This window comes from Bradyrhizobium sp. WD16 (genome assembly GCF_024181725.1).
GTDB lineage: Bacteria > Pseudomonadota > Alphaproteobacteria > Rhizobiales > Xanthobacteraceae > Bradyrhizobium_A.
This window is the reverse complement of record NZ_CP028908.1, coordinates 1,117,027-1,142,331: the sequence shown is the minus strand read 5'-3', so window position 1 is coordinate 1,142,331 and position 25,305 is coordinate 1,117,027. Positions and strand designations below refer to the sequence as shown.

The following is a 25,305-nucleotide window of genomic DNA, read 5'->3' as shown; positions in this document are numbered from 1 at the left end:
ATGGAGACAGGTCATGACGGTCTATAGTGGTCCGGTGTTCGAGATGGCGGCCAGCCAGTTTCAAGTGATCGCCGACTATCTCTCGATTCCCCACGACGAACGCGACCGGCTGTTGATGCCCAAGCGCGCCGTCACCGTCTCGTGTCCGATCCATCGCGATGACGGCACCACCGCCGTGTTCGAAGGCTATCGCGTCCAGCATCATCTCACCCTGGGGCCGACCAAGGGCGGCACGCGCTTTGCGGCCAGCGTCGATATCGGCGAGGTCGCCGCGCTGGCGATCTGGATGAGCTGGAAGTGCGCCCTGGTGGGGCTACCCTATGGTGGCGCCAAGGGCGGCATCGGTGTCGATCCGGCGAGCCTGTCGAAGCGCGAGCTCGAGGCGCTGTCACGCCGCTACATGCAGGAGATGATCCCGTTCGTCGGCCCGCATACCGACGTGATGGCGCCGGACATGGGGACCAACGAACAGGTGATGGCCTGGTTCATGGACACTTATTCCATGTATCAGGGCCAGACCGTCACCGAGATCGTCACCGGCAAGCCGGTCAGCGCCGGCGGTACCCTCGGCCGGCGCGAGGCGACCGGTCGCGGGGTGGCTCATCTGGTCCGCCGGGTGATGCGCGACCTCGACATCGAGATCGCGGGAGCCACCGCGGTGGTCCAGGGCTTCGGCAATGTCGGCTCGATCGCCGCGCTCGAACTGTACAATTCCGGCGTCAAGGTCGTCGCGGTGAGCGACCATACCGGCGCCCGCTATCATGCCGGCGGACTGGACATCCCGGCGCTGATCGCCCATTGCGCGAGGCACGGCAACTTGCGCGAGGCGGCGGTCGAACTCGCCCTCGATCCCGACGAGCTTCTGACGCTGCCCTGCGACGTCGTCGTTCCGGCCGCCATGGAGCGGGTGATCGATGCCCGCACTGCCGCCGCCCTGCGCTGTCGCATCGTCGCCGAAGGCGCCAATGGTCCGACGACGCCCGAGGCCGACCTGATCCTCCATCAGCGCGGAGACGAGATCTTCCTGATCCCGGACATCCTGTGCAATTCCGGCGGCGTCGTGGTCAGCTATTTCGAATGGGTGCAGGACCTGCAGCAGCTCTTCTGGGAGGAGGAAGAGGTGATACGGCGCGAATACCAGATCCTCGACCGCGCCTATGACCGCATGATGGAGCGGGCGCGGCGCGACAAGGTGTTCAACCGCACCGCCGCCATGGCGATGGGTGTCGAGCGCGTCCGCGGCGCCAAGAACATGCGCGGGCTGTTTCCATGACAATCAGTCGCGCAGCGCCGCCGCCACGATGATCTCTGGTGCGGCGGCGATCACTTCCGCCGGGGCAGGGCTGGCCTTCGGCAACCGGCCATAGGTGCCGGCGGCTGTGCGCCGGCCGATCTCCGGGCCGCCCGGGGAGGGCGTGCATGGCGCTCCCCAGCCGCCGCACGGGGGCGTTAACCCCATCATATCAAAGCAGAAAATCGCGCACCGTGCGGCGCCTCAGCCGCCCGAAAGAGCCTTGTTTCAATTGCGAAAAAAGAGCAAAAGCACGCCCTGAGCCTGTCCGGATCCGCTCATTGGCGCTGGCCGGGTCGCAAGTTCCGGCCGCCGGACCAGGCAACGGCCGTTCAACGGATTTTCTTACGCCTCATGTTGTTGCTGTTCGTCGCCGCCATCGCGCTTGCCGCCTGGATCTATCTCGTCGGCTTTCATGGTCGTTTCTGGATCGTGTCTCGCCATGACGATTTGCCGCGTCCTGCGATCGAGGGGGGCTGGCCCGAGGTCGTCGCCGTCATTCCCGCCCGCGACGAAGCGCCCAATATCGGCGATTGCATTCGTTCGCTGCTCACGCAGCCCTATGCCGGCAATTTTTCCGTCGTGCTGGTCGATGACCAGAGCAGCGACGGCACCGCTGCGGTGGCGACGGCCGCGGCCGCCGAGGCCGGCGCCGCCGACCGCCTCACCGTGATTCCAGGCCGTACGCCGCCGGCCGGCTGGACCGGCAAGCTGTGGGCGGTGAAGCAGGGATTGACCCTGGTCGAGAGCCGCGCGGTCGCGCCGAAATATGTGCTGCTCACCGATGCCGACATCGTCTATTCGGGCGAACTCCTGGCGCAGCTCGTCACCCGCGCCGAACGCGGCTCGCTGGTGATGGCGTCGATCATGGCGAAGCTGCGTTGCGTCAGCCTCGCCGAGCGCGTGCTCATTCCGGCCTTCATCTTCTTCTTCCAGATGCTCTATCCGTTCTCGTTCGTGGCGCGGCGCGACCATCCGACGGCGGCGGCGGCCGGCGGATGCATTCTGGCGCGCCTCGACGCGCTGCGTGCGGCGGGCGGCATCGACGCCATCCGCGGCGCGCTGATCGACGACTGCGCCACCGGCGCGCTGCTCAAGCGCCAGGGGCCGGTCTGGCTCGGCTTTTCCAACGACGTGGCCAGCGTGCGTGAATCTCCGACATTCGCCGAAGTCGGGCGGATGATCGCGCGGTCGGCCTATGCGCAGTTGCGCTATTCGCCGCTGCTGCTCGCGGGGACCCTGCTCGGCATGGGGCTCGTCTATCTCGCGCCGGTGGCGCTGGCGCTGCTCGGCGCGGGGCTGGCGCGCTGGTTCGGTCTCGCCGCCTGGCTGCTGATGGCCGTCGCCTTTCAGCCGACGCTGGCCTATTATCGGCGTTCGCCCGTCTGGGGACTGTTGCTTCCCGTCATCGCCTGCATCTATCTGATGTATACGCTTCAGTCGGCTTATCACTATTACACCGGTCGCGGCGGCATGTGGAAAGGCCGCGCCCAGGCCCATGTGACGGAGACCTGATGAGCGAAGCCGCGGCCGATCTGCGCTCGGGGAAGACCCACCGCGACGAAAATTTTCCCGTCGCGTCGTGGATCATTCATCCGCGTCATCGCGCGGTGATCCTCGCCTTCTACAATTTCGTCCGCACCGCCGACGACATCGCCGACCACCCGGCGCTGACGCCGGAGCAGAAGCTTGTGCTGCTCGACCGGCTCGAAGACGGATTGTTCGGTCGCAACGGCGAAGATCCGGAAGCGGCGACGCTGAATGAGGCGCTGGCCGCGCGCTCGCTGGCGCCGCGGCATGCCCAGGATCTGCTCAACGCCTTCCGCCTCGATGTCACCAAGCTGCGCTACGCCAACTGGGACGAGTTGATCCATTACTGCTCGCTGTCGGCCATGCCGGTGGGCCGTTTCATGCTCGACGTGCACGGCGAGGACCGTGCCACCTGGGCTGCGTCCGACGCGATTTGCGCGGCGCTGCAGATCAACAACCACCTGCAGGACTGCGGCAAGGATTATCGCGATCTCGATCGCGTCTATGTGCCGCTCGATGCCCTCGCTGCCGCCGGCGCCCGCGTCGAGGACTTCGGCGAGACCCGCGCCTCGCCGGCGCTCTTGACCTGCCTGCATCGTCTTGCGGCGCGAACGGAGGCTTTGCTCGGCGAGGGCAAATCGCTCGGCGCGGCAGTCCGCGACTGGCGGCTCGGTGCCGAAATCGCGGTGATCCAGACCTATGCGGAGAAGATCGTACGGCTGCTGCAGGAGCGCGATCCGTTGAGCGAGCGCGTCCATCTGACGCGCGGCCAGTTCGCCCGCTACGGCCTCGCCGCGGTGGCGATGGTGCTCCTGCGCCGGGTGACGGGCCGCACGGCGGCGACCAGGACGGCAACGGGCGCATGACGGTCGCAGGCATGTCGACGACCGAGCAGAGTGTCGATGCGGCCGGCCAGGCGGCCGGAAGCTCGTTCTACGCCGCCATGCGCATCCTGCCGGCGGCGCAGCGCGACGCCATGTTCCAGATCTACAGTTTCTGCCGCCAGGTCGACGACATCGCCGATTCCGATGGGCCGCGTGCGGAGCGGCTCGCGGCCATGGCGCAATGGCGCGTCGACATCGATGCGCTCTATGCCGGTCATCCGCCGGCGCGGGTCGCCGCCTATGCGCCGGTCGTGAAGACCTTCGGCCTGCGTCGCGAGGACTATCACGCCATCATCGATGGCATGGAGATGGATATCCCCGCCGAGATCCGCGCTCCCGATGCCGCGACGCTCGATCTTTATTGCGATCGCGTCGCCAGCGCGGTCGGCCGGCTGTCGGTGCGGGTGTTCGGCATTCCGGCGCCGGACGGCGATCTGCTGGCCCATCACCTCGGCCGTGCGCTGCAGCTCTCCAACATCCTGCGCGACATCGACGAGGATGCTTCGATCGGCCGCCTCTATCTGCCGCGCGAGGCGCTGCTCGCCGCCGGCATCACCGCGACCGATCCCGAGACGGTTGCCGCCGATCCCAACCTGCCGAAAGCCTGCGCGCCGCTGGTTGCGCAGGCGCTGAAACATTTCGCGGATGCCGATGCGGTGATGGCGCGGCATCCGCGCCGTCTCGTCAAGGCGCCCCGCATCATGTCGCGTTACTATCGCGCCATTCTCGGCCGCCTGATCGCGCGGGGCTTTGCGTCGCCGCGGGCACCGGTGCGGCTGGGCAAATTGACCAAACTCCTGATCATTCTGCAGTACGCATTCATCTGATGACCCGAACCGTTCATATCATTGGCGCCGGCATTTCCGGCCTCTCCGCCGGCGTCCGCCTCGCCGAGGCGGGCGTCACCGTCCATGTGCACGAGGCAACGCAGCAGGTCGGCGGCCGCTGCCGTTCCTATTTCGACAGCGCGACCGGGCTGACCATCGACAACGGCAATCACCTGTTGCTTTCGGGCAATCGCCATGCGCTGGCCTATGCCCGCACCATCGGCTCCGAGAACGGGCTCGCCGGACCGGACAAGGCGGAATTCAATTTCAAGGATCTGCGCAGCGGCAAGTCCTGGCTGCTGCGTCTCAACAACGGCCGCATCCCGTTCTGGGTGTTCGACGCCGCGAACCGTGTGCCCGACACGCGCGTCGTCGACTATCTCGGGTTGGCGCCGCTCCTCTGGGCCGGAACCGACAAGCGTGTCGGCGACACCATCGCCTGCCGCGGCGTGCTCTATGAACGGCTGGTTCAGCCGCTGCTGCTGGCCGCACTGAATATCGATCCGCCGGACGGCTCGGCCGGTCTCGCCGGCGCCGTCATCCGCGAGACGCTGTTCGCCGGCGGCGAAGCCTGCCGGCCGCTGGTTGCCCGCGACGGTCTCAGTTCCGTGCTGGTTGATCCTGCCATCGCCTACATCCGCGCCCGTGGCGGCTCCGTCTCCATCGGGCAGGAACTGCGCGAGATCGGCCGCAGCGGCAACCGGATCACAAGCCTGACCCTGACCGACGGAATAGTCACGCTGGGGGCCAACGACGCCGTGGTGCTGGCGGTGCCGGCCCGGCCGGCGGCGGGTCTGCTGCCCGGCTTGTCGGCGCCGACCCGGTTCCGCGCCATCGTGAATGCACATTTCCGCTTTACGCCCCCCGCCGGCCAGCCGGCCATTCTCGGCGTGATCGGCGGCCTCGTCGAATGGCTGTTCGCCTTTCCCGAGCGGCTGTCGGTGACCATCAGCGACGGTGAGCGCCACGTCGATACGCCGCGGGAGGAACTTGCACGCGCGATCTGGGCGGATGTCTGCAGGGCCGCCGGCATCACCGCCGAACTGCCGCCCTGGCAGATCGTTCGTGAGCGTCGGGCGACCTTCGAGGCCACGCCGGCGCAGCATGCATTGCGTCCCGGAGCGGTGAGCGCCTGGTCAAACCTGTTTCTCGCCGGCGACTGGACTGATACAGGACTGCCGGCGACCATCGAGGGCTCGGTCAGGTCGGGCGACCGCGCCGCCGGCCTGGTGCTTCAAATGCAGTGAACCCGCTGCGCAGCGTCGATTCCCGTTTCAAGCCTTCAGGCGGCTGCGGGACTCTGGCAGAGATCGCTGCGGCAGCGTTGTCTGGAGATTGCAACTTGAACGAGACGATTGTGGAAGCCATGAGCCAAGGTGCGGACGAGAAGGCGGTGATCGAGGCCGGCATCGTCGCTGCGCGCGAGGCTCTGCTCAAGCAGCGTCGGCAAGACGGCCACTGGGTGTTCGAACTCGAGGCCGATGCCACGATCCCGGCCGAATATGTTCTCTTGCGCCATCACCTTGGCGAGCCCATCGATCATGGCCTCGAAGCCAAGATCGGCGTCTATCTGCGCCGGATCCAGGCCGGTCACGACGGCTGGTCGCTGTTCCATGGCGGCGGCTTCGACATGAGCGCCAGCGTCAAGGCCTACTTCGCCCTCAAGATGATCGGCGATCCGGTCGATGCACCGCATATGGCGCGGGCCCGCAGGGCGATCCTCGCCCATGGCGGCGCCGCGAGGAGCAACGTCTTCACCCGGATCCTGCTCGCGCTCTACGGCGTGATATCGTGGGATGCGGTGCCGATGATGCCCGTGGAAATCATGCTGCTGCCGCGCTGGTTTCCGTTCCATCTGAGCCGGATCTCCTACTGGGCACGAACGGTGATCGTGCCGTTGCTGGTGCTGATGCTCAAGAGGCCGCGCGCCCGCAATCGGCTCGGCATCTCGATTCCGGAACTGTTCGTCGAGAGCAATCCGCGCGCGATCGGCATGGCGCCGAAGGCGCCGCATCAGAAGACGTCGTGGTTCGTGTTCTTCGGCGCTGTCGACAAGCTGCTGCGGGTTGCCGATCCGCTGTTTCCAAAGGGCATGCGGGAGCGGGCGGTCGAGAAGGCAGTAGCCTTCACCACCGAACGGCTCAACGGCGAGGATGGCCTCGGCGCGATCTATCCGGCCATGGCCAACAGCGTGATGATGTATGATGTGCTCGGCTATCCGCCGGATCATCCGCATCGTGCGATCGCCCGCAAGTCGATCGAGAAGCTCCTGGTGATCAAGGACGACGAGGCCTATTGCCAGCCTTGCGTCTCGCCGATCTGGGACACCGCGCTCACCGCCCACGCCATGCTCGAGGCCGGCGGCCCCGGCACCGCCGAGGCGGTGCGTGCCGCGCTTGACTGGCTCAAGCCGATGCAGGTGCTCGACGTCGAGGGCGACTGGATCGAGAAGCGGCCCGGAGTCCGTCCCGGCGGCTGGGCCTTCCAATATGCCAATCCGCATTATCCCGATCTCGACGACACCGCCGTGGTGGTGATGGCGCTCGATCGCGCCCGCGCCATCGGCGCCGGCAGCGCCTATGACGAGGCGATCGCCCGCGGCCGTGAATGGCTGCTCGGGCTGCAGAGCAAGAACGGCGGCTGGGCCGCCTTCGATGCCGACAATGTCGAATATTATCTCAACAACATCCCCTTTGCCGATCACGGCGCGCTGCTCGATCCGCCGACGGACGATGTGACCGCGCGTTGCGTCTCGATGCTGGCGCAACTCGGCGAAACCATGGAGACGAGCCCGGCGCTCAAGGCCGGCGTCGACTATCTGCGCTCGACGCAGCTCGCCGACGGTTCCTGGTTCGGCCGCTGGGGCGTCAACTACATCTATGGAACCTGGTCGGCGCTGTGCGCGCTGAATGCGGCCGGCATCGGTCACCAGGATCCGATGATGCGCAAGGCGGTGGCGTGGCTGGCTTCGATCCAGAATGCCGATGGCGGCTGGGGCGAGGACGGCAACAGCTACAAGCTCGACTACCGCGGCTACGAGCCGGCGGAATCGACGGCTTCCCAGACATCGTGGGCGACGCTCGCTCTGATGGCCGCGGGCGAATGCGAGCACGAGGCGACACGGCGCGGAATTCAGTATCTGCTGCAAACGCAGGCAGCAGACGGCCTATGGCGTGAGCAGGCTTACACCGGCGGCGGTTTTCCGCGTGTGTTTTATCTGCGCTATCACGGCTATTCGAAGTTCTTCCCGCTGTGGGCGCTGGCGCGCTATCGCAATTTGCGGGATAGTAACAGTCGTTTCGTAGGGGTCGGAATGTGATTCTTGGGGCCGGCGGGGACGCCAATTCCAGTACATTGCCAGTCTTGATCGTGACCGGTCTCCGTCAGGAGGCGCGCATTGCTGCGGGACCAGGCATGACGGTGGTCTGCAGCAGCAGCAGTCCGCGCCAGCTGCGCGAGATGATGACTTCGTTCGATCCGGCCTGCGTGCGCGGCATCGTTTCTTTCGGCGTCGCCGGCGGTCTTGATCCGGAACTGCGCTCCGGCGACGTGGTGGTTGCAACCGAAGTCGTCACCCATGAGCGGCGTTGGCAGGCGGTAGCGGCGGCAAGGGACGGCATGGTGTCGCTGTCCGGCAGCGGTCGTCCGCGCGTCATCGGCGGCATTCTCGCCGGATCGGAGGACGTCGTGCTCGGGCCCGCCGTCAAGGCGGAGTTGCGTGCGCGCACCGGCGCGGCGGCGGTCGATATGGAGAGCCATATCGCCGCGAGCTATGCCGAGGACAACGGGCTGCCCTTCGCGGCCGTCCGCGTGATCAGCGACCCGGCGTCGCGGTCGTTGCCGGCGCTTGCGATGGACGCTCTCAAGCCCGACGGCAAGGTCGATATCTGGAAGGTGATGCGCGGGATCGCGATCAATCCGATGGCGATCCCGGCGCTGGTCTCGGCGGGACGCGATTTCAATCGCGCCCTGCGCTCCTTAAGCGGCTGTCGGAGCCTTCTGCTTGGCAGCGGCAGCGGTGGCCTCGTCGGCGCGAATCTCTGACAGCTTCTTCTGCACCTGTTCGGTGAAGATGTACTGCGCCGGGCGCTGATTGGAGAGGTCGATCTCCGGCGCCATCGGCCCTTCGGTGCGGATACCGCGCAGCGATACCCACAGCGCCTTCAACGGATTGGTGATGGCGGCATCGGCCGCGGTCGATTCGTAGCCGCAATGGGCCATGCAGTTGGCGCACTTCTCGTACTTGCCGGTGCCGTAGGAATCCCAGTCAGTGGTCTCCATCAGCTCCTTGAAGGTCTTGGTGTAGCCTTCGCCGAGCAGATAGCACGGCTTCTGCCAGCCGAAGATGTTGCGTGCCGGCATGCCCCACGGTTCGCAATGGAAGGTCTGGTTGCCGGCGAGGAAGTCGAGGAACAGGGTGGAATGCATGAAATTCCACCTCTTGCCCTTGCCGAGCGCGAACACCTTGCGGAAGAGCTCCTTGGTCTTGCGGCGGTTGAGGAAGTGCTCCTGGTCCGGCGCCCGCTCATAGGCATAGCCCGGTGACATCGAGACGCCGACGTCGAGTTTCTTGGTGAGGTCGAGGAACTTGGCGATCTCCTCGGCCGGATGACCGTCGAAGATGGTGGCGTTGACGTTGACGGTGAAGCCGCGGGCCTTCGCCGCCTTGATCGCCGACACGGCGCGGTCGAATACGCCCTTCTGCGACACCGCCTTGTCGTGGTGGTCGCGCAGACCGTCGAGATGCACCGAGAAGAACAGGTAGGGCGACGGCTCGAACAGGTCGAGCTTCTTTTCCAGCAGCAGCGCGTTGGTGCAGAGCGAGACGAACTTCTTGCGCGCGACGAGGCCGCGCACGATCTCGCCGATCTCCTTGTGGATCAGCGGCTCACCGCCCGGGATGGCGACCATCGGTGCGCCGCACTCCTCGGCCGCCTCCCAGCATTCCTCGGGGGTCATGCGGCGATTGAGGATGGCGTCCGGATAATCGATCTTGCCGCAGCCGACGCAGGCGAGGTTGCAGCGGAACAGCGGCTCCAGCATCAGGACGAGCGGATAGTGCTTGCGCCCGAGAAGCTTCTGCTTGACGAGGTAGGAACCGATCTTGATCTCTTTGAAGAAGGGAATGGCCATGATGAGGGTCGGACTCTTTTTCGGATCGTGTTCAGGGCAGTCGTATTCAGGTCGATCGTGGTCGGGGTCAGGAAACGGGAGACGGCCGGGTCAGTTCGACCGGCAGGCGGAACTCGATGTTCTCCTCGCGGCCGGGCAGCAGTGACACCGTCACCGGCGCGATGCGCCGCAAGGCCTCGATGACGTCGTCGACCAGCACTTCGGGCGCCGAGGCGCCGGCGGTAATGCCGATGGTTCTGACATCCTTCAGCCAGTCCGGGTTCACTTCGCTGCCGTCGGCCACCAGATAACTCGGAATGCCGGCTTCGGTGCCGATTTCCCGCAACCGGTTGGAATTCGAGCTGTTGGTGGCGCCGACGACGAGGATGAGGTCGACCACCTTGCCGAGATCCCGCACCGCCGACTGGCGGTTCTGGGTGGCGTAGCAGATGTCGCGGGTATCCGGCCCCTGGATATCCGGGAACCGGGCCTCCAGCGCCGCGATGATGTCCTTGGTGTCGTCGACGCTCAGCGTGGTCTGGGTGATGTAGGCGAGCGGCGTCTCTGCCGGCAGGTCCAGCTTCGCCACCTCGTCGACGTTCTGCACCAGGATCACCGGCCCGTCGATCTGGCCCATGGTTCCGACCACCTCCGGGTGGCCTTCATGGCCGATCAGGATCAGCGAGCGCCCCTTCGAGACATAGCGCTTGCCCTGATTGTGGACCTTGGTGACCAGCGGGCAGGTGGCATCGAGCACCGGCAGGCCGCGGGCAGCCGCTTCGTCCTCGACCCGGCGAGCGACGCCGTGGGCGCTGAAGACGGTCACGGCATTGGCGGGAACCTCGTAGAGATCCTCGACGAAAACGGCGCCCTTCGCCTTCAGGCTCTCCACCACGTATTTGTTGTGCACGATCTCATGCCGCACATAGACGGGCGGGCCGTATTTCTCGAGGGCCCGCTCGACGATCTCGATGGCGCGCACCACGCCGGCGCAGAAGCCGCGCGGCTGGGCGAGGACGACCTTGAAGTCGCGGCGATCAAGCAAGTTGCACCACGCTCTTGTCGGCATTGCGACCCAGCGCCTCGAACACCTTGACGACGATGCCCTTGGCGTCGAGCCCGGCCTTGGCGTACATCGCCGCCGGCGTGTCGTGATCGATGAACGTATCCGGCAGCACCATGCAGCGGACCTTGAGGCCGCGATCGGTGGCGCCGTTGTCGGTCAGGGTCTGCAGCACCGCCGCGCCGAAGCCGCCGATCGAGCCTTCCTCGATCGTGATCAGCACTTCGTGCTGGCGCGCCAGCCGCAGCACCAGGTCGGTGTCGATCGGCTTGGCGAAACGCGCATCGGCGACCGTGGTGGTCAGGCCGTGGTTCTTGAGCACGTCCGCCGCCTTCAGGCACTCCTGGAGGCGGGTGCCGAGCGACAGCAGCGCCACCGAGGAGCCCTCGCGCAGGATGCGGCCCTTGCCGATCTCCAGCGGCACGCCGAAGGCCGGCAGATCGACGCCGGCACCGTCGCCGCGCGGGAAGCGGAAGGCGGAAGGTCGGTCATCGAGCGCATGGGCGGTGGCGACCATGTGGACGAGTTCGGCTTCGTCGCCGGCGGCCATGATGACGAAATTGGGCAGACAGCCGAGATAGGCGAGGTCGAAGGAGCCGGCATGGGTCGGTCCGTCGGCGCCGACCAGCCCGGCGCGATCGATGGCGAAACGCACCGGCAGGTTCTGGATCGCGACGTCGTGGACCACCTGGTCATAGCCGCGCTGCAGGAAGGTCGAATAGATCGCGCAGAACGGCTTGAAGCCTTCGCTGGCGAGGCCTGCGGCGAAGGTCACCGCATGCTGTTCGGCGATGCCGACATCGAAGGTGCGGGTCGGGAAGGCCTTGCCGAAGATGTCGACGCCGGTCCCCGAGGGCATCGCCGCGGTGATGGCGACAACCTTGTCGTCGTTCTCGGCGTGCTTGACCAGCGAGTCGCCGAACACGCGGGTATAGGACGGGGCGTTGGGCTGGGACTTGGCCTGCTTGCCGGTGGCGACGTCGAACTTGACGACGCCGTGATACTTGTCGGCGGAGGCTTCCGCCGGCGCATAGCCCTTGCCCTTCTTGGTGATGACGTGGACCAGGATCGGGCCTTCGCGGGAATCCCGCACGTTCTTGAGCACCGGGATCAGGTGATCGAAATTATGGCCGTCGATCGGCCCGACATAATAGAACCCGAGTTCCTCGAACAACGTGCCGCCGGTGACCATGCCGCGGGCATATTCCTCGGCGCGCGCCGCGCCGGTCTTGACGAATTTCGGCAGCTTGGCGGCGACATGCTTGCCGATCTCGCGCAGCGAGCGATAGGTGTGGCCGGACAGCAGCCGGGCGAGATAGGCCGACATGGCGCCGACCGGAGGGGCGATCGACATCTCGTTGTCGTTAAGAATGACAATGAGTCGCGAATCCATCGCGCCAGCGTTGTTCATGGCCTCGTAAGCCATGCCCGCGGACATGGCTCCGTCGCCGATCACGGCGACGACGCTGCGGTCCTCGCCGGCGAGGTCGCGCGCCACAGCCATGCCGAGACCGGCGGAGATCGAGGTCGAGGAGTGGGCGGCGCCGAACGAATCGTATTCGCTCTCGGCGCGCTTGGTGAACCCGGACAACCCGCCGCCCTGTCGCAGGGTGCGGATCTGGTCGCGACGGCTGGTCAGAATCTTGTGCGGATAGGCCTGATGGCCGACATCCCAGATCAGCCGGTCGTCGGGGGTGTTGAAGACATAGTGCAGGGCGACGGTCAGTTCGACGACGCCGAGTCCGGCACCGAGGTGACCGCCGGTCACCGCCACGGCATTGATGGTCTCCGTGCGCAGTTCATCCGCCAGTTGGGGAAGCTGGTTCTCGTTCAACTTGCGGAGTTCTGCGGGAGATTCGACAGTGTCGAGAAGCGGCGTTTGAGAAGTCATGCACTATCTTCCAACTCAGCATAAGAACAAGGCGAGAACGCCTGCAGTATAGCAGTAAGGCGGATTTTCAGCAGTGTTTCTCGGATTGGGCTGGCGTTATGCCATGATTGTGTGACTTAAGGGCACCGCCCAGCCAATACAGTTAACCCGGCCGGCATCGCTGGCGGCCGTCAACTGCGATCGATCCGAAGACATAGAAAGAAAAACTGTGCTGACAAGGTTTATTGTCGCCCTGGTGAGGGGCTGTACGCGTTATGCATGGCTCACCATCATTTCCGGTCTGATTCTGGCGACGGCGGCGGCCGTCTATTCTGCCCAGCATTTCGCGATATCGACCGATATCAACAAGTTAATCTCGCCTGATCTGCCATGGCGACAGCGCGAAATCAATTTCGAGAAGGCTTTTCCCGGCCGCAACGACATGATCATTGCGGTGGTCGAGGCCGCGACCCCGGAGCTCGCCCGTGAGGCCGCGCAAGCCCTTGAAAACAAACTAATTCCCCAGAAGGACAAATTCCTTTCCGTGCAGATGCCGGCCGCTGGACCGTTCTTCGACAGCAACGGCCTGTTGTTCCTGCCGACCCCCGAGGTCGCCAAGCAGACCGAGCAACTCGCCGCGGCGGCCCCGGTTCTCGACATCCTGACCGACGACCCGAACCTGCGGGGGCTCACCGGCGTGCTCGAATTCGGGCTCGCCGGCGCCGAGCGCAACCAGTATTCCCGGGACGCCCTGACCCGGCCCTTGGCCATGGTGGCGGATACGGTGGAGCAGGCGCTGAAGGGGCCGGCGGCCTTCTCCTGGCGGGCCCTGACCAGTCCCCAGCCGCTGACCGAGGCGGACAAGCGGGTGCTGATCACCATGCGCCCGGTGCTCGACTTCAATGCGCTGGAGCCCGGCAAGGTGGCGACCGATGCCATCCGGCTGGCCGCCCAGGAGCTCGATTTTCCAGGCAAGTATCAGGCCCGGGTGCGGTTGACCGGTCCGGTCCCGATCGCCAACGAGGAGTTCTCAACCGTCCAGGAAGGTGCGCTGACGAATTCGCTCATCACCGTCGTCATCGTGCTGTTCATCCTCTGGATGGCGCTGCGCTCGCCCAAGATCATTGTCGCAGTCTTCATCACGCTCGGCATCGGCCTGGCGATCACCACGGCCGTCGGCTTGATGCTGGTGGGCGCCTTCAACCTGATCTCGGTCGCATTCTTCGTGCTGTTCGTCGGTCTCGGCGTCGATTTCGGCATCCAGTACAGCGTGCGCTATCGCTCCGAGCGCTTCAGCACCGGCGAGTTGCAGCCGGCGATCGCAGTCGCCGCCGAGCAGTCCGCGGTGCCGCTGACCCTCGCTGCGGTGGCGACTGCAGCTGGTTTTCTGTCCTTCCTGCCGACCGACTACAAGGGTGTGTCCGAACTCGGCAAGATCGCCGGCGCCGGCATGATCATCGCCTATGTCACCGCGCTCACGGTGCTGCCGGCGCTGCTCAAGGTGTTCAACCCGCCGGGCGAAGGCGAGGAGCTCGGCTATTCGTTCATGGCGCCGGTCGACCGGTTCCTCGAACGTCACCGCATTCCCATCGTGGTCGGCACATTGCTGGTCGCGGTGGCCGGGCTGCCGTTGCTCTATTTCCTGCATTTCGATTTCAACCCGATCAACCTGCGCAGCAAGCACGTCGAATCGATCGCCACCTATCTCGACCTGCGCCGCGATCCCAATACCGGGACCAACGCCGTCGAGATGATCGTGCCGAACGAGGCGGCGGCGAAGACGCTGCAGGAGAAGCTGCGCCGGCTCCCGGAGGTGGCGCGTACGATCTCGCTCGACAGCTTCGTGCCGGACGACCAGCCGGCCAAGCTGGCCCTGATCCGCAAGGCTGCCGAAACCCTCGATCCGATCCTCAAGAACGACCCCGGCACGCCGCCGACCGACGCCGAACGGGTGGTCGCGCTGAGCGAATCCGCGCAGAGCCTGCGCAAATTCGCCGGCGCGGCCGGGACGCCCTGGGCCGATGCGAGTCGAAGGCTCGCCGACGATCTGACCCGGTTGGTCAACGCCGACAAGACGATGCGCGACAAGGTCGAGGCGGTGTTCATCTCGCCGCTTCAGGTCATGCTCGACCAGATGCGCAGCCTGCTGAAGGCCCAGGAGGTGACGATCAAGACGCTGCCGCCGGACATCGTCGACGAATGGCGCATGGCCGACGGCAAGATCCATGTCCAGGCCCAGCCGAGCGGCGATCCGAACGACAACGATACGCTGCGCAGGTTCGCCGCGGCTGTGCTGAAGGTGGAGCCGACCGCGATCGGCGGCCCGATCTCGATCCTGGAGTCGGGTGACACCATCGTCGCCGCCTTCATCCAGGCCGGCGCCTGGGCGCTGTTGTCGATCGCCATTCTGCTCTGGATCGTCTTGCGGCGAATCGGGGACGTGCTCCTGACCCTGGTCCCGCTGCTTCTGGCGGGCGTGATGACGCTGGAAATCTGCGTGCTGATCGGTCTGCCGCTGAACTTCGCCAATATCATCGCCCTGCCGCTACTGCTCGGCGTCGGCGTGGCGTTCAAGATCTATTACGTCACGGCGTGGCGCGCGGGGCAGACCGACCTTCTGCAATCGAGTCTGACGCGTGCGATCTTCTTCAGCGCCATGACCACTGCGACAGCCTTCGGCAGCCTCTGGCTCTCCAGCCATCCGGGGACGTCGAGCATGGGCAAGCTGCTGGCGCTGTCCCTGGTGACGACGCTGGCGGCCGCGGTGCTGTTTCAGCCGGCGCTAATGGGGCGCCCCCGCGATCTCGGGAAGTGAGCAGATCTCGGCATTGGCATTCGGGTCGGCGGCGGCCGTGGCTGTGGTCGCCGTCGCCGCCTTGGCCAGTGCCTTGTTTTTGATCGGGGCGGTTTTCGGGGCAGAGACCGGGGCGGGTGCGGGGCTGATCGGCGCGGCCGGGTCGATATAGCGCGTCCAGGTCTCACCGCCGCACAGGAAGCCGAGAACGCAGCCCTTGATGTCCAACTTGTCCTCTCCGACCTGCTTGACCTTGGCGTCGTAGGTCTTGCCATTCTTGGCGTTGTAAACCTTGCCCTCCCATTGATCGGGCTCACCGCCATTTTCGGGTGGAGCTTTCTTCATGTTCAGGAGTATAGGCATGCCAAGGGTCGGGCGAGACCGCTTGGAGCGGTCGGGATTTTCGGCATCTACCCCGCCGGGTGTCTTTTCCCAGGAAACCACTCCCCACAGCCTGGTATTGCAGTCGACGATGCGTATGCGCGCCACACCATCCTTCACCAGCCACTCGCCGATCGGTTCGGCGGCAGCGGCACTTCCCATCGCGGCAAGAAGGACGATCCCAGAGATGCCGATCTTGTTCATGCAATTCCTTTGGCAATGCAGCGAAATCTAATAAATCACTTTACCAGATGTACCGCCGCTGAGGTCAAAAGTCGGGTCATTTCGCCGCATTTTTGATTTCCTGTTGACGAATGCGCATCGAAACGACCTATGTAAACAATGCTGTATCCCAATCTTGACCTTTCCGAGATGTTCGCTGCGCGCCAGAGTGAGCGCAGCGAATTGCATGCGCACTACCTGAACGAACAACTGGTCCGGGTTCTCAAGACCATCGGCTACGACGTCGGTTTCAAGCGTGGCAGCGGCCAATATCTGTACGACCGGCAGGACGCTCGCTACCTCGACCTGCTGAGCGGTTTCGGTGTCTTCGCCGTCGGGCGCAACCATCCCGTGCTGCGCCGGGCGCTCACCAGCGTCCTGGACAGCGAACTGCCCAATCTGGTGCAGATGGATGTTTCGACGCTGGCGGGCATCCTGGCCGAGCGGCTGCTCGAACGCGTGCCGCACCTCGACAAGGCATTCTTCGCCAATTCCGGCACCGAAGCGGTCGAGGCGGCGATCAAATTCGCCCGGTCGGCCACCGGACGCACCGACATTCTCTATTGCGGCCATGCCTATCATGGCCTGACCTACGGCTCCCTCTCGCTCACCGACGACATGAACTTCCGTGGCGGGTTCGAGCCGCTGCTGCCGGGCTGCACCCAGGTGCCCTTCAACAATCTGGCGGCCCTCGAAAAGGCGCTGTCGACCCGCCAGGTCGCCGCATTCATCGTCGAGCCGATCCAGGGCAAGGGCGTCAACATGCCCAACGACGAATTCCTGCCCGAGGCTGCGGCCCTGTGCCGGCGCTACGGCACGCTGTTCGTCGCCGACGAGGTGCAGACCGGCCTCGGTCGCACCGGCCGATTCCTCGCGGTCGAGCACTGGAATGTCGAGCCCGACATGGTGCTGCTGGCCAAGGCGCTGTCGGGCGGTCACGTGCCCGTCGGCGCGGTACTGACCCGCAAGTGGATCTTCGACAAGATCTTCGACCGCATGGATCGTGCCGTGGTCCACGGCTCGACCTTCGGCAAGAACGATCTTGCCATGGCGGCGGGCATCGCCACCCTCGAGGTGCTCAAGCAGGAAAAGCTGATTGAGAACGCCCAGGCCAAGGGCGAGCGGCTGCAGGCCTCGCTCGGTCGCATGGTGCAGAAATACGAGCTGGTAAAGGATGTTCGCGGCAAGGGGCTGATGGTCGGCATCCAGTTCGGCGCGCCGAAATCGCTGGCGCTGAAGGCGTCCTGGAACGTGCTGGAGACCGCCAGCAAGGGGCTGTTCTGCCAGCTCATCACCATCCCGCTGTTCAAGGACCACAAGATCCTGACCCAGGTCTCCGGTCACGCCAGCCACACCATCAAGCTGCTGCCGTCCCTGACCATCACCGATGAGGACTGCCAGTGGATCGAGAGCGGCTTTGACGCGGTGATCAGCGCCAGCCATCGGGTGCCGGGGGCCGTCTGGTCGCTCGGCAAGACCCTGGTCGACAACGCCATGCGCAAATCGGCCTGACCTCGCGGGCACGATCGCACGCGGCGGCGGAACAGGGCGGCTCGAAAAAATGGCGGCAGCGTAATTCGCTGGCCGCCATCAAAATCGCGGAAAAATCTGCCGCTTTACTGGCCGTGGGAGGCCAGCACCTTGTCGCAGGACTGCGAGATCTTGGGGCGGTTCTGCTGCAGGCAGCTCAGGATCACCAGATCACTTTCATTCATCACGGTCCGGCAATAGCGGGAGACGTCTTTCGAGCAGGCCTTCTGCTCCTCGGGGGTGCCGCTGCGCTGCGGCACCTGCGCCTGGGCGGCGCCGGCAAAGACTGCGACGACAAGCGCGGTGGCAAACACGGATTTCAACATCAGATCCCTTCGATTCGGCAGTGGGAGGATTCAGCCCGCCTCCGTCTAGCATAGATCGAGGCGAGCGACTTCAGTTTACCACGCCAGAAATGCAGGAAAGCTGCCGAACGCGATATTTTGGAAACACCTGCGCCCGAGTGCCGCATCTCTCGGAGCGGGTTGAGTGCCGGGCGCGGCGTCAGGCGCTCGTTTTGGCCGGCCAGTAGCGGTCGCGCAGGTGCCGTTTGATCAGCTTGCCGGTTGGGGTGCGCGGCAGTTCCGGATCGAAATCGACCGAGCGTGGGCACTTCAGCGGCGACAGGTGCTGACGGCAGAAGGCGATCAGTTCCGCTTCGAGTGCCTTGCCGGCCCGGCTCATGTCGTGCGGCTGCACCACGGCCTTGACCTCCTCGCCCATGTCCCCGTTTGGCACTCCGAATACGGCGACGTCGGCCACCGCCGGATGGGTGATCAGCACGTCCTCGGTCTCCTGGGGATAGATGTTCACCCCGCCGGAGATGATCATGTAGGCCTTGCGGTCGGTGAGGTAGAGGAAACCGTCGGTGTCGAGATAGCCGACATCCCCGAGCGTCGACCAGCCCCTGGCATTATAGGCGCGTTTCGTCTTGTTCGGATCGTTGTGATAGGCGAATTGCGGCGCATCGGCGAAATAGACCATGCCGATCTCGCCGACAGGACATTCGTCGTCATTCTCATCGACGATCTTGACCTTGCCGACCACGGCGCGGCCGACGCTGCCCTTGTGCGCCAGCCATTCCTGCGAGGTGCAGACGGTGACGCCATTGCCCTCCGAACCGGCGTAATATTCGATCAGGATCGGCCCCCACCATTCGATCATGCGCGCCTTGACGTCCACCGGGCAGGGCGCGGCGGCATGGATCGCGCCCTTCAGCGACGACAGGTCGTAGCGCCGGCGCACGTCATCGGGCAGCTTGAGCATGCGCACGAACATCGTCGGTACAAGCTGGCTGTGGCTGACGCGGTGCTGTTCGACCAGAGCGAGGAACTGTTCGGCGTCGAAATGCTCCATGATGATCGACGTGGCGCCGAGCACGCCGACCATCATGTTGAAGCGCAGCGGCGCCGCATGATAGAGCGGCGCCGGTGAAAGATAGATCGTGTTCCGCGTCATGCCGCACATGTCGGCGCACAGAAAACGCAGGAAGGCGTTCGGTGTCTCGATCGGGTCGTTGGTGGACTGGCGCTTGATGCCTTTCGGCCGGCCGGTGGTGCCCGATGAGTAGAGCATGTCGTAGCCGCCGACCTCGTCGGCGATCGGTGTATCCGGCTGCGCGCGCAGCGCATCGTCCCAGGAGCGGAAGCCGCCCTGTGCCGCCCCGGTGACATAGAACGCCGGCGCATCCGGCTCCGAGGAGTGGAGTGGCGCCACCACCGCGATGCATTTCGGCGAGGTGATCATCACCCTGGCGCCGCAGTCCTTGACGACATAGGCGACCTCGTCGGCGGTCAGGTAGCGGCTGATGGCGGTGTAGTAGAGCCCGCTGCGCTGCGCCGCCCAGCAGATCTCCATGAAGGCGAGCGAGTTCTCCATCAGCAAGGCGATGTGATCGCCGGCCTTCAGTCCGAGCGAGCGCAAGTGCTGGGCGCCCTGATTGGAACGGCGGTCGAGTTCACGGTAGGTGATCGCCTCGCCGGAGCCAGCCATCTGATAGGCGATCTTGTCGGGCGTGGTCCGCGCATGCAGCGACGGATGCGTCATCGGAAATCCCTCATGGTGTTTCCTCGTCGAGCGTGCCGTGTCCGGCGTGCGCGACCGGCCCGCCATGTCGCGATCGGGGCCGGCCGCATCGGCGGTGCAGCACGGTGATCTCACGCAACGATCGCGCTGATCTCGCGCGAGAAAAGGGCGGCCGCGCGGCCGCCCTGATCGTCACAGACGCTCGACGATGGTGACGTTGGCCATGCCGCCGCCTTCGCACATGGTCTGCAGCCCATAGCGCCTATTGCGCGCCTTCAGCGCGTGGATCAGCGTCGTCATCAGCTTGGTGCCCGAGCCGCCCAGTGGATGGCCGAGGGCGATGGCGCCGCCGTTGACGTTGAGCCTCGCCGGATCCGCGCCGGTGTCCTTCAGCCATGCGGTCGGTACCGAGGCGAAGGCCTCGTTGACCTCGAACAGGTCGATATCGTCGATCTTCATGCCCGCCTTCTTCAAGGCGCGTTGGGTCGCCGGCAGCGGAGCTTCCAGCATGATCACCGGGTCGTGGCCGATCATCGTCATATGATGGACCCGGGCCATCGGCTTGACGCCAAGGGATTTCAGCCCCCTCTCGTTGACGACCATGACGCCCGAGGCGCCGTCGCAGATCTGGCTCGATGTCGCCGCCGTGAGCCGGCCGCCCTCGGTGATCAGCTTGACGCCGCGGATGCCGTCGATCGTGGCATCGAAGCGGATTCCCTCGTCGATATGATGCGTATCGGTCGAGCCGTCGGCCCAGGTGATGGTCACCGGCACGATCTCGTCCTTGAAGGCGCCGCTCCGGGTCGCCGCGATGGCGCGCTGATGGCTCTGGTAGGCGAACTGGTCGAGCAGTTCCTTCTCAAGTCCGAACTTCTGGGCCATCATCTCGGCGCCGGTGAACTGGCTGAACTGGATATCGGGATAGCGGCGCTCCATCCGCGGGCTCTTGTAATGGCCGTAGCCGTTCTTGGCCGGCAGTGTCGAGGCGAGGCCCATCGGCACCCGCGTCATGCTCTCCACGCCCGCGGCGATCACGACATCCATCGCGCCCGACATCACCGCCTGGGCGGCGAAATGCAGCGCCTGCTGCGACGAGCCGCATTGCCGGTCGATCGAGGTGCCGGGCACGCTTTCCGGCAGCTTCGAGGCCATCACGGCGTTGCGGGCGATGTTGTTGGACTGCTCGCCGGTCTGCATGACGCAGCCCATGATCACGTCCTCGACCTGGGCCGGGTCGGCGCCGCTGCGCTCCACCAGTTCATCGAGGATGATGGCTGCGAGATCGGCGGGATGCCAGCCGGAGAGCCTGCCGCCCTTTCGTCCTCCCGCGGTGCGCGCTGCTGCAACGATATAGGCTTCAGCCATTTCGGTCTCCTTGGGCGCCGGTTTCTTGCTTGGTTGCCCAAATTAAAGAGTTGAGGCTGGACTTAGTCAATCAATCAATTAACGTCGGTCGACGTCGAGGAACGGCGTCCGCAGGCGGCAGCCGTTCGCGGAGGATGTGCAAGCAACATGGCGTCGGGGGTGACCAGGCGTGCGACGAACGGAATGCCCGCCGTGCGGAATTCGACCGCAGAGCGGTTGCTTGCGGCGGCCAGCGCATTGATGATCGAGCGTAACTCGATCGAGTTGTCGCTCGCCGACATCGCCCAGAAATCCGGGGCCAATGCCGCGCTGGTCAAATACCACTTCGGCAACAAGGAAGGCCTTCTGCTGGCGCTGCTCGCCCGCGACGCCGAGGCCCAGTTCTCCAATCTGAAGTTTCTGCTGGCACAGCCGATCTCGCCGACCGAAAAATTGCGGTTGCACATCGCCGGCATCGTCAACGCCTATTACCGCTCGCCCTACATGAACCGCCTGATCCATTTCCTGCTGCATGGCAGCAGCGAAAGCTCGGCGGATTCGGTCTCGGTCTTCTTCATCAAGCCGCTGCTCGATTTCCAGCGCCGGTTGCTGGACGAGGGGGTTGCGGCGGGCCAATTCCGCAAGGTAGACCCGATCTTCTTCTATACGCATGTGGTCGGCGCCTGCGATCATCTCTTCCATGGCCGCCACGCCATGGAGCGCGCCGCGGGTGTCGGCGAGGTCACGGACGAGGTGCGGCGCAACTATATCGACTACATGATCGAGACTCTGCTCGGCGGCATGCTGTGTCCGGCGGGCGGGCGCGGTCCGGCGGCGGTAACGACCGCAACTTGCCGAAGCGTGGAAGCGCAGAAGCGCAAACGATAAAAGAGAGGCATTCGGGAGGCATGGACGTGAGCCGGACGGGAGCATCGGGACCACTGGCAGGAATCCGGGTGATCGAATTCGCCGGCATCGGGCCCGGGCCGTTCGCCGCCATGATGCTGTCGGACATGGGGGCCGACGTGGTCTCGGTGGTGCGGCCGGGCCAGGGCAGGCGCGACGAGCGCGACTTCGTCAACCGCGGCCGCCGCATTCTCGAACTCGATCTCAAGCAGCCTGATCACGTCGCCCAGGCGCTCGACCTGATCGCCGCCGCCGACGTGCTGCTCGAAGGTTTCCGTCCCGAGGTGATGGAGCGGCTCGGGCTCGGGCCTGAAGCGGCATTGGCGCGCAACCCGCGCCTGGTCTATGGCCGCATGACCGGATGGGGCCAGAGCGGACCGCTGGCGCAAGCGGCTGGTCACGACATCAATTACATCGCCATCACCGGCGCGCTGGATTCGTTCCGCGCCAGCAACGGGGAGGCGGTGGCGCCGCTCAATCTCGTCGGCGACTACGGCGGCGGCGCACTGTTTCTGGTGGTCGGCGTGCTCGCCGCGGTGATCGAGGCCGGTCGTTCGGGGCAGGGCCAAGTGGTCGATGCCGCGATGTGCGATGGTGTATCGCTGATGCTCTCGATGTTCCACAGCATGCGCGCGCTCGGGCGCTGGACCGCCTCGACGCGCAGCAACCTGCTCGACGGCGGCGCGCATTTCTACCGCCCTTATCAATGCGCCGATGGCCGCACGATCGCGATCGGCGCTATCGAGCCGCAGTTCTATGCCGAGCTGCGCCGTCTCGTCGGCCTCGGTGAGGACGATTTTGGCTCTCAGTTCGACTGCGCGAACTGGCCGGCGCAGCAGCGCAAGCTCGAGGAAATCTTCAAGCGCAAGACCCGCGACGAATGGGTGGCGGTGCTGGAGGGCACGGAGGCTTGCGTTGCCGGCGTGGTCGGCCTGTTCGAGGCGCCGTCGCATCCGCATCTCGCCGCCCGCAAGACGTTCGTCGAGTACGCCGGCCAGCTTCAGCCGGCGCCGGCGCCGCGCTTCTCCCGCACGGCTTCGCAGATCCAGGGTTCGGCGGCGGTGGCACCGTCGACCGCATCGGATATTCTCGCGGCCTGGGCGTCCTAAACACACAGCAAGTTCAACTCCCACAGAAAGGCACTGACATGCAGTTGAAAGACGTAGCCGTCGTCATCACCGGAGGCGGATCCGGCCTCGGGGCGGCGACAGCCCGCGCCATGGCCGCCAAGGGCGCCAAGGTCGCGGTGCTCGACGTCAACAAGGAGAACGCGGAGACGGTCGCCGCCGAAATCAGCGGCGTCGCCCTGGTCGGCGACGTCGCCGATGAAAACGACGTCAAGGCCGCGCTGGCCAAGGCCGAGGCGGCCCACGGCGTCGCCCGCGTCCTGGTGAACTGCGCCGGCATCGGTGGCGCCGCCAAGACCGTCGGCAAGAACGGTCCCTATCCGCTGGACCAGTTCTCGCGCGTCATCCGCGTCAACCTGATCGGCACCTTCAACTGCATCCGTCTGTTCGCCGACCGGCTGCAGACCCAGTCGCCGATCGGCGAGGAGCGCGGCGTCGTCGTCAACACCGCCAGCGTCGCCGCCTTTGACGGCCAGATCGGCCAGGCGGCCTATTCTGCCTCCAAGGGCGGCATTGTCGGCCTGACGCTGCCGGTGGCGCGCGATCTCTCCAGTCTCTTCATCCGCGTCTGCACCATCGCACCGGGGCTGTTCCTCACCCCGCTGCTGATGGGGCTGAGCGAAGAGGCGCGTGACAGCCTCGGCAAGCAGGTCCCGCACCCGGCCCGCCTCGGCAAGCCGGAGGAATACGGCGCGCTGGCGGTGCATATCGTCGAGAACCCGATGCTCAACGGCGAGACCATCCGTCTCGATGGCGCGATCCGCATGGCGCCGAGGTAAGGCGGGCCATGAGCGCGGCCGCTCTGCTGATCGAGCACGAGGACGGTGTCGACCGGGTGACGATGAATCGCCCGGACCGCCTCGACGCACTCGATGACAGTCTGGTGGCCGCGCCTGGCCAATATTTCGCCGGCCTCGCCAAGCACCACGACACCCGTGTCGTGGTGCTGCGCGGCGCCGGCAAGGCTTTCTGCGCCGGCCTCGATCTCAAGGAGGCGATGGCGCGACGGCCGGCGGACGCGCCGCAAGCGTAAGCCCCACGCTGGACGATCCTGCGGTACGCTCCAGGCTCGCCAGCTGGGCCGTGCGCAACATCATCGCCGAACGGGTACTCGGGCTGCCGAGCGATGTCAGGGTCGACAGGGACCTGCCGATCAATAAGGTGCCGACCAAGGGGCGCTGATGGGCGTCGTTGGCTCAAAGTTGGAGAACGCCATGACTTCGTCGTCCGGCCGCATCGAGGCGGTCGAGGCGCTGCTCGCCGAGCGCTATTCGTGCCGCGCCTTCCGCCCCGATCCGGTGCCGCGCCCGGTGATCGAACGGGTTCTCGCAGCGGCCCAGCGCACTGCATCCTGGTGCAACAGCCAGCCCTGGCAGGTGATCGTGGCGAGCGGCGCGGCGGCGGCACGGTTTCGCGACGCGATCTTCGCCGAGGCGGGTGCGGACACCTCCGCACATGCGTCAGGGTCGGACTTTCCCTTTCCCCGCGAGTATCGCGGCGTCTATCTCGAGCGTCGCCGCGAAAGCGGCTTCCAGCTCTACAACGCCCTCGGCATCGCGCGCGGCGACAAGCAGGGCTACCGCCTGCAGTCGCTGCAGAATTTCAAGCTGTTCGGCGCGCCGCATGTCGCCGTCATCAGCACCGACGAGGCTTTGGGCGTCTACGGCGCGGTCGATTGCGGCGGCTATGTCGCCAATTTCATGATGGCGGCGCAGGCGCTCGGTGTCGCCACTATCCCCCAGGCGGCGCTGGCCGGTTATTCGAAATTCATCCGCGGCTATTTCGGTCTTGGCGAGGACCGCCGTGTGGTCTGCGGCATCTCGTTCGGCTATGCCGATCCGTCTCATCCCGCCAACAGCTACCGCACCAGTCGGGCGTCGATCGGCGAGGCCGCGACCTTCATCGACGAATAGGGTGACGTGCGATCGGGTTGCGGCGGGGTCGTGGTTAACGTCTCGTTAAGAGTTCGAGTCGCATTGTCGAATGCACGGAGAACGTGCATGTGGTCTGGACGCGACGCATTTGAAAATGACGCTTGTCCGGTCGAGGACGACCTGCTCGGGCGTCTCTATCGCGCGGATCGCAATGGTCTGCCGGCCCTCGTCGTCTCGGTTGCGCCCGAGCTGCGCGCCATGCTGGCGCTCTACTGCTACCGCCGCAGCCACCTCCATGAACTCGGCATCGCCATCGCCGGGAGTTGCGACGAGCGCATCCTGACGATCGTCGGCGGACGCGCCGGCGCGACGCTCTATGCCTTGTCGCGCCAGGCCCCAACGAGCCGTCCGGCCACTGCCGCCCAGCAGCGCCGCGCCATCACCCTCTCGACCGCACCGCTGTCGTCCCCGCCGGTATTCGACGATATCGACGACGAGCCCGTTGCCGCTTCCGCCTGATCGTCC

Annotated in this window: 22 protein-coding genes and 1 pseudogene; 15 read left to right on the top strand and 8 right to left on the bottom strand. The window is 65.5% G+C overall.

All coding sequences use genetic code 11. From position 1 onward, the window contains the following. Positions 1-13 precede the first annotated feature (13 nt). A complete protein-coding gene (locus tag DB459_RS05310; protein WP_253711882.1) occupies positions 14-1,273 on the top strand; it encodes a Glu/Leu/Phe/Val dehydrogenase in 1,260 nt (419 codons plus the stop codon). Positions 1,274-1,276: 3 nt separating this feature from the next. On the opposite strand, the gene DB459_RS05305 is transcribed toward DB459_RS05310, so the two are convergent. Next, positions 1,277-1,459, bottom strand: a complete 183-nt coding sequence (locus tag DB459_RS05305; RefSeq protein WP_253711881.1) for a hypothetical protein — start codon at positions 1,457-1,459, stop codon at positions 1,277-1,279. Positions 1,460-1,645: 186 nt separating this feature from the next. On the opposite strand from DB459_RS05305, the gene DB459_RS05300 reads away from it, so the two are divergent. The 6 genes from DB459_RS05300 (at position 1,646) to DB459_RS05275 (ending at position 8,576) form a co-directional block, all read left to right on the top strand. Beyond that, a complete protein-coding gene (locus DB459_RS05300) occupies positions 1,646-2,806 on the top strand; it encodes a glycosyltransferase (RefSeq protein ID WP_253711880.1) in 1,161 nt (386 codons plus the stop codon). Further along, positions 2,806-3,687: a squalene synthase HpnC gene (hpnC, locus tag DB459_RS05295; protein WP_253711879.1), complete on the top strand. Its 882-nt coding sequence runs from the start codon at positions 2,806-2,808 to the stop codon at positions 3,685-3,687. Before DB459_RS05300 ends, hpnC begins: the two co-directional genes overlap by 1 nt. Next, a complete protein-coding gene (hpnD, locus tag DB459_RS05290; protein WP_253711878.1) occupies positions 3,684-4,532 on the top strand; it encodes a presqualene diphosphate synthase HpnD in 849 nt (282 codons plus the stop codon). Before hpnC ends, hpnD begins: the two co-directional genes overlap by 4 nt. Further along, positions 4,532-5,779 carry a hydroxysqualene dehydroxylase HpnE gene (hpnE, locus tag DB459_RS05285; protein WP_253711877.1) on the top strand — a complete coding sequence of 416 codons (1,248 nt, stop codon included), beginning with the start codon at positions 4,532-4,534 and terminating at the stop codon, positions 5,777-5,779. Before hpnD ends, hpnE begins: the two co-directional genes overlap by 1 nt. A gap of 119 nt (positions 5,780-5,898) precedes the next feature. Continuing rightward, a complete protein-coding gene (shc, locus tag DB459_RS05280; protein WP_253713429.1) occupies positions 5,899-7,851 on the top strand; it encodes a squalene--hopene cyclase in 1,953 nt (650 codons plus the stop codon). Then, the gene (locus DB459_RS05275) at positions 7,848-8,576 is read left to right on the top strand and encodes a phosphorylase (protein WP_253711876.1); all 729 of its coding nucleotides are present in this window, start codon (positions 7,848-7,850) and stop codon (positions 8,574-8,576) included. Before shc ends, DB459_RS05275 begins: the two co-directional genes overlap by 4 nt. Here the strand turns inward: DB459_RS05275 and hpnH are convergent. The 3 genes from hpnH to dxs all read right to left on the bottom strand — a co-directional run bounded on the left by hpnH (position 8,511) and on the right by dxs (position 12,598). After that, on the bottom strand, positions 8,511-9,665 hold the full coding sequence (gene hpnH / locus DB459_RS05270) for an adenosyl-hopene transferase HpnH (RefSeq protein WP_253711875.1): 1,155 nt from the start codon (positions 9,663-9,665) through the stop codon (positions 8,511-8,513). The two genes, DB459_RS05275 and hpnH, sit on opposite strands and share 66 nt — an antisense overlap. A gap of 67 nt (positions 9,666-9,732) precedes the next feature. Then, positions 9,733-10,713 (bottom strand): 4-hydroxy-3-methylbut-2-enyl diphosphate reductase, encoded by a 981-nt coding sequence (gene ispH, locus DB459_RS05265; RefSeq protein WP_253711874.1) that lies wholly within the window; start codon positions 10,711-10,713, stop codon positions 9,733-9,735. Beyond that, complete coding sequence (gene dxs / locus DB459_RS05260) at positions 10,682-12,598, bottom strand: 1-deoxy-D-xylulose-5-phosphate synthase (protein WP_253711873.1); 1,917 nt, start codon at positions 12,596-12,598, stop codon at positions 10,682-10,684. Before dxs ends, ispH begins: the two co-directional genes overlap by 32 nt. 208 nt (positions 12,599-12,806) lie before the next feature. Here dxs and DB459_RS05255 point away from each other — a divergent pair, with 208 nt between their 5' ends. Further along, positions 12,807-15,392 carry an MMPL family transporter gene (locus DB459_RS05255; protein WP_253711872.1) on the top strand — a complete coding sequence of 862 codons (2,586 nt, stop codon included), beginning with the start codon at positions 12,807-12,809 and terminating at the stop codon, positions 15,390-15,392. Here DB459_RS05255 and DB459_RS05250 read toward each other — a convergent pair. Beyond that, positions 15,360-15,956, bottom strand: a complete 597-nt coding sequence (locus DB459_RS05250; protein ID WP_253711871.1) for a DUF2147 domain-containing protein — start codon at positions 15,954-15,956, stop codon at positions 15,360-15,362. The genes DB459_RS05255 and DB459_RS05250 overlap by 33 nt on opposite strands. 138 nt (positions 15,957-16,094) lie before the next feature. On the opposite strand from DB459_RS05250, the gene DB459_RS05245 reads away from it, so the two are divergent. Further along, on the top strand, positions 16,095-17,486 hold the full coding sequence (locus tag DB459_RS05245; RefSeq protein WP_253711870.1) for an aspartate aminotransferase family protein: 1,392 nt from the start codon (positions 16,095-16,097) through the stop codon (positions 17,484-17,486). 104 nt (positions 17,487-17,590) lie between these two features. Here the strand turns inward: DB459_RS05245 and DB459_RS05240 are convergent, their stop codons facing one another. From DB459_RS05240 to DB459_RS05230, 3 genes are all read right to left on the bottom strand, one after another. Next, positions 17,591-17,830, bottom strand: coding sequence for a hypothetical protein (locus DB459_RS05240; RefSeq protein WP_253711869.1), 240 nt, complete (start codon positions 17,828-17,830; stop codon positions 17,591-17,593). 178 nt (positions 17,831-18,008) lie between these two features. After that, on the bottom strand, positions 18,009-19,550 hold the full coding sequence (locus DB459_RS05235) for an acyl-CoA synthetase (RefSeq protein WP_253711868.1): 1,542 nt from the start codon (positions 19,548-19,550) through the stop codon (positions 18,009-18,011). A 171-nt stretch (positions 19,551-19,721) separates the two neighbouring features. Continuing rightward, positions 19,722-20,894 carry an acetyl-CoA C-acetyltransferase gene (locus tag DB459_RS05230; protein WP_253711867.1) on the bottom strand — a complete coding sequence of 391 codons (1,173 nt, stop codon included), beginning with the start codon at positions 20,892-20,894 and terminating at the stop codon, positions 19,722-19,724. A gap of 183 nt (positions 20,895-21,077) precedes the next feature. Here DB459_RS05230 and DB459_RS05225 point away from each other — a divergent pair, with 183 nt between their 5' ends. The 6 genes and pseudogenes from DB459_RS05225 (at position 21,078) to DB459_RS05200 (ending at position 25,299) form a co-directional block, all read left to right on the top strand. Further along, complete coding sequence (locus DB459_RS05225; RefSeq protein WP_371926867.1) at positions 21,078-21,761, top strand: TetR family transcriptional regulator; 684 nt, start codon at positions 21,078-21,080, stop codon at positions 21,759-21,761. 26 nt (positions 21,762-21,787) lie between these two features. Further along, positions 21,788-22,888, top strand: a complete 1,101-nt coding sequence (locus DB459_RS05220) for a CaiB/BaiF CoA-transferase family protein (RefSeq protein ID WP_253711865.1) — start codon at positions 21,788-21,790, stop codon at positions 22,886-22,888. A gap of 38 nt (positions 22,889-22,926) precedes the next feature. After that, positions 22,927-23,685 carry an SDR family NAD(P)-dependent oxidoreductase gene (locus tag DB459_RS05215; RefSeq protein WP_253711864.1) on the top strand — a complete coding sequence of 253 codons (759 nt, stop codon included), beginning with the start codon at positions 22,927-22,929 and terminating at the stop codon, positions 23,683-23,685. An 8-nt stretch (positions 23,686-23,693) separates the two neighbouring features. Then, positions 23,694-23,915: pseudogene (locus tag DB459_RS05210) on the top strand (enoyl-CoA hydratase-related protein); the annotation flags it as partial. A 205-nt stretch (positions 23,916-24,120) separates the two neighbouring features. Further along, positions 24,121-24,819: a nitroreductase gene (locus DB459_RS05205; RefSeq protein ID WP_253711863.1), complete on the top strand. Its 699-nt coding sequence runs from the start codon at positions 24,121-24,123 to the stop codon at positions 24,817-24,819. An 87-nt stretch (positions 24,820-24,906) separates the two neighbouring features. Then, positions 24,907-25,299: a hypothetical protein gene (locus tag DB459_RS05200; protein WP_253711862.1), complete on the top strand. Its 393-nt coding sequence runs from the start codon at positions 24,907-24,909 to the stop codon at positions 25,297-25,299. Positions 25,300-25,305 lie beyond the last annotated feature (6 nt).